A 3,858-nucleotide genomic window follows, 5' to 3' on the forward strand; every position below is an offset into this window, starting at 1 on the left:
ACCTGCGCCAGCAGATGGCGGTGCGCGCCGCCTTCGATCCGGACTGGGTGCTGAACCCCTCCAAGGTTTTCCCGCTGGAGGGCCGTGATGACTGAGATGCTGACGCCTGAAACCGAGGCGGAAGCCGCCGGCATCATCGCCCGCCATTTCGAGACGGGCGTGCCGCTTGCCCTTTGCGGCGGCAATACCCGGTCCGGCTTCGGCAATCCGCAGAGGGCCGAAACCACGCTTTCGTCTTCCGCGCTTTCCGGCATCGTCTCCTACGAGCCCTCGGAAATGGTGATGACGGCGCGGGCCGGCACGCCGCTTGCAGAAATCGAGGCGGCGCTCAGGGCAAACGGCCAGTTCCTCGCCTTCGAGCCGATGGACCATCGCGGCATCATGAATACCGAGGGCACGCCGACGATCGGCGGCGTGTTCGCCGCCAATGTCTCCGGTCCTCGCCGCTTCGCGCTTGCGGGGGCTGCCCGCGACCATCTGCTGGGCGCGCGTTTCATCAATGGCAAGGGCGAGGCGATCAAGGCCGGCGGCCGGGTGATGAAGAATGTGACGGGGCTTGATCTTGCCCGACTGATGGCGGGCTCGCACGGCACGCTCGGCTTCCTGACGGAAGTGACCTTCAAGGTGCTGCCGGCGCCGAAGGCGGCGACCACCATCGTCGTCTCCGACCTGACCGATGACGACGCCATCGCGCTGATGGCGGCCGCCATGGCGCTGCCTCTGGAGGTTTCGGGCGCGGCCCACCTGCCCTACAGCGTACGAAACGCCTTCCTGTCCGGCGCGCTCGAAGGCGACAGTGTCACCTGCCTCAGGCTTGAGGGCCTGCCGGAATCGGTTGCCGTCCGCGCCGAAAAACTGAAGGATTATGCCGGCGCGATCGGTCCCGTCGCCGAACTGGACGGCGTGAAGACGAGAACGCTCTGGCGCGAGATTCGCGACGCCGCGCCCTATGCGGAAAAATCGCTGCGTCCGCTCTGGCGCGTCAGCATCGCGCCGTCGGAGGCCGCGAAGCTTGTTGCCGACATCCGCCTGGAGGCGGCCGTGGACGCGCTCTACGACTGGCAGGGCGGACTGGTCTGGATGCGCATGGACGGCGCGCCGGAACCGGGCCGGCTCAGGGCGCTGATCAAGGCCCATGGCGGCGGACATGCGACCCTGATGCGGGCAGACCCGGTCGCGCGCGCGCTGGTCCCCGCCTTCGAACCGCAGCCGCCCGCGATCGCGGCCCTTGCAGCGCGGATCAAGCAGAAACTCGACCCGAAGGGGATATTCAGCCCCGGAAAGATGGCGAAAGAGGAGATGGCAGCATGAGCGACCCGCAAACGACACCGCCCAAACGGTTTGGCGACGGATGGATGGACCCGACGAGGAACAACGTCATCCTCATCTATATTCTCTATCTCGTCAGCTGCGTGATCTTCATTGCCGGCGTCATCGGCCTGATCTCGGCCTATATGAACCGCGACAAGGCCGAGGACTGGCTGAAGACGCATTACACCTGGGCGATCCGCACTTTCTGGATCGCGCTGCTCTTCTCGGCCATTTCCTTCGTGCTGACCTTCGTGATCATCGGCGTGTTCGGTTTCCTGGCGACCGCCGTCTGGGTCATCGTCCGCGTGATCATCGGCCTGCAGAAGGTCAACCGTTCGGAGCCGATCGAGCGCCCGCAAAGCTGGCTGGTTTAGGCGCATCCCATGCAGACCCGCTTCTCCCCCGAGCAGCTTGCCGACCCCAAGGTCGCCGAAGCCGAATCCATCCTGCGCAAATGCGTGCATTGCGGTTTCTGCACGGCGACCTGTCCCACCTATGTGACGCTCGGCAACGAGCTCGACAGCCCCCGCGGGCGCATCTACCTGATCAAGGACATGCTGGAAAACGGGCGGCCGGCGGATGAGGAAGTGGTCACCCATATCGACCGCTGTCTCTCCTGCCTGTCATGCGTGACCACCTGTCCCTCGGGCGTCGACTACATGCACCTCGTCGACCATGCCCGCGTCCATATCGAGAAGACCTACAGGCGCCCCTTCATGAACCGCGTCACCCGCGCGGTTCTGGCGGCAGTGCTGCCCTATCCGGCCCGTTTTCGCGCGGCCCTTTCGCTGGCGCGGCTGGGGCGGCCCTTTGCCGGCCTTTTCGGCTCGGTTGCCGCGCTCAAACCCTTCGAGGCGATGCTGAAACTCGCGCCTTCGCGCCTGCCCGCGGCCTCCCCCGTCTCGAAACCCGCGACCCATACGCCCACTGCCGAGAAACGCGGCCGCGTGGCGCTGCTGACCGGCTGCGCCCAATCCGTGCTCGACCCCGCGATCAACGAGGCGACCGTCCGCCTCCTGACGCGGCTCGGCGTCGAGGTGGTGGTGCCGGAGGGCGAAGGCTGTTGCGGCTCACTGGTCCACCATATGGGCCGCGAGGAACAGGCGCTTGCCGAGGCGCGCAGGAATGTCGACGTCTGGACGCGGGAGATCGAGAACGGCGGGCTCGACGCCGTCATCATCACCGCCTCCGGCTGCGGCACGACGATCAAGGATTACGGCCACATGCTGCGGCATGATCCGGCCTATGCGGAAAAGGCCGCCAGGGTCTCAGCGATCGCCAGGGACATCACCGAATATCTGGCGGGACTCGACCTTCCCGAGCAGAAGCGCCAGGGCATCACCGTCGCCTATCACTCCGCCTGCTCCATGCAGCACGGCCAGCAGATCAAGGCGGCACCGAAACTGCTTCTGGAGGAGGCGGGCTTTGCCGTCAAGGAACCGGCCGAGGGGCATCTGTGTTGCGGATCGGCCGGGACCTACAACATCATGCAGCCTGAGATTTCGGCGAAGCTGAAGGCCCGCAAGGTGAGGAACATCGAGGCGACGAGGCCCGACATCATCGCCACCGGCAATATCGGCTGCATCACCCAGATCGCCTCCGGGACCGCCGTTCCGATCCTGCACACCGTGGAACTCATCGACTGGGCCTATGGCGGAGAGAAGCCGGACAAGCTGAAGGGCATGAAGCTCTCCGCCTGAGGCGGCAGATCACCGCTGCCCGGACGACATCTGGCCGACGATCCAGCGGTCGAGCACCGCGACGACATAGGCAATCTCGCCCTCGTCGAGCGGTCGACCCTTCTCGATGCCGTGCCACTTCATCAGGCATCCCCGGCAGCAGGTCGCCGTTGCATGCTGGGCGAGGAAGGCCGGGTGACCGCGCATCGGCGTCTGCTTCCCGTCATTGGCCGGTTCGGCCGGCGCAAGGCGCGCGCGGATGAAATCCTCGGCATGGGCATTGACCTCTGCCCTGCCCTTTGACGCGGCATAGGCCCGGTCCTTCTCGGACAATGAAAAGCGGCTTCGGAATTTCGACCGCGACAGCCGGTCGAAAAGCGGATCGAGGTCAGCCATTCCGCCTCTCAGTTCAACCGGTCGCCGCTTTCGGTATCGAAGACATGCATGCGCGCGGCATCGAAGACGACCTTTACCTGCTGATGGCGCTCATAGGGGACGCGTTCCGGCGTCAGCAGCAGAACCTGGTCGCCGCCGGCCGTCATCGTCGCATGGGTTTCGGAGCCGGTGGTCTCGGTAAATTCGATCACCGCATCGGTTCCCGCATCGTCAAAGGCGACATTTTCCGGACGTATGCCGATGGTGATCGCCGCACCGGCCTGAAGCCCGTCAACCGCCGGCAGCGGCCAGAGCGCCCCGCCCTTGCTGCGCAGACCCAATGCGCCATCCCGAGCCTCGGCCACGCCTTCAATGAGGTTCATGCCCGGCGCGCCGATGAAGCCGGCGACGAAGACATTCTGCGGGCGGTCGTAGAGCTCGAGCGGCGTGCCGACCTGCTCGATCGCGCCGGGGCGCATCAGAACGATGCGCT

At 65.7% G+C, this 3,858-nt stretch carries 5 protein-coding genes; 3 read left to right on the plus strand and 2 right to left on the minus strand.

What is annotated here, in order from left to right; genetic code table 11:
* Window positions 1-96: 96 nt before the first annotated feature.
* From glcE to glcF, 3 genes are read left to right on the plus strand one after another with little or no spacing between them, the layout of a single operon-like run.
* Complete coding sequence (gene glcE, locus AC5DC2_RS20845) at window positions 97-1,311, plus strand: glycolate oxidase subunit GlcE (RefSeq protein WP_491699875.1); 1,215 nt, start codon at window positions 97-99, stop codon at window positions 1,309-1,311.
* Window positions 1,308-1,685: a DUF4870 family protein gene (locus AC5DC2_RS20850; RefSeq protein ID WP_024708219.1), complete on the plus strand. Its 378-nt coding sequence runs from the start codon at window positions 1,308-1,310 to the stop codon at window positions 1,683-1,685. The genes glcE and AC5DC2_RS20850 overlap by 4 nt, the downstream gene beginning before the upstream one ends.
* Before the next feature lie 9 nt (window positions 1,686-1,694).
* Window positions 1,695-3,011, plus strand: a complete 1,317-nt coding sequence (gene glcF / locus AC5DC2_RS20855; protein WP_491699873.1) for a glycolate oxidase subunit GlcF — start codon at window positions 1,695-1,697, stop codon at window positions 3,009-3,011.
* Window positions 3,012-3,020: 9 nt separating this feature from the next.
* On the opposite strand, the gene AC5DC2_RS20860 is transcribed toward glcF, so the two are convergent.
* The gene (locus tag AC5DC2_RS20860) at window positions 3,021-3,386 is read right to left on the minus strand and encodes a DUF4186 domain-containing protein (protein WP_024708217.1); all 366 of its coding nucleotides are present in this window, start codon (window positions 3,384-3,386) and stop codon (window positions 3,021-3,023) included.
* A gap of 8 nt (window positions 3,387-3,394) precedes the next feature.
* Window positions 3,395-3,858 (minus strand): TOBE domain-containing protein (locus AC5DC2_RS20865; protein ID WP_491699874.1); only part of this gene is annotated, 464 nt, incomplete at its 5' end.

The organism is Martelella sp. (assembly GCF_984369615.1).

Coding starts and splice junctions, on each gene's coding strand:
- glcF (WP_491699873.1), top strand. CDS start 1,695: ATGCAGACCCGCTTCTCCCCCGAGCAGCTTGCCGACCCCAAGGTCGCC.
- AC5DC2_RS20860 (WP_024708217.1), bottom strand. CDS start 3,386: ATGGCTGACCTCGATCCGCTTTTCGACCGGCTGTCGCGGTCGAAATTC.
- AC5DC2_RS20850 (WP_024708219.1), top strand. CDS start 1,308: ATGAGCGACCCGCAAACGACACCGCCCAAACGGTTTGGCGACGGATGG.
- glcE (WP_491699875.1), top strand. CDS start 97: ATGCTGACGCCTGAAACCGAGGCGGAAGCCGCCGGCATCATCGCCCGC.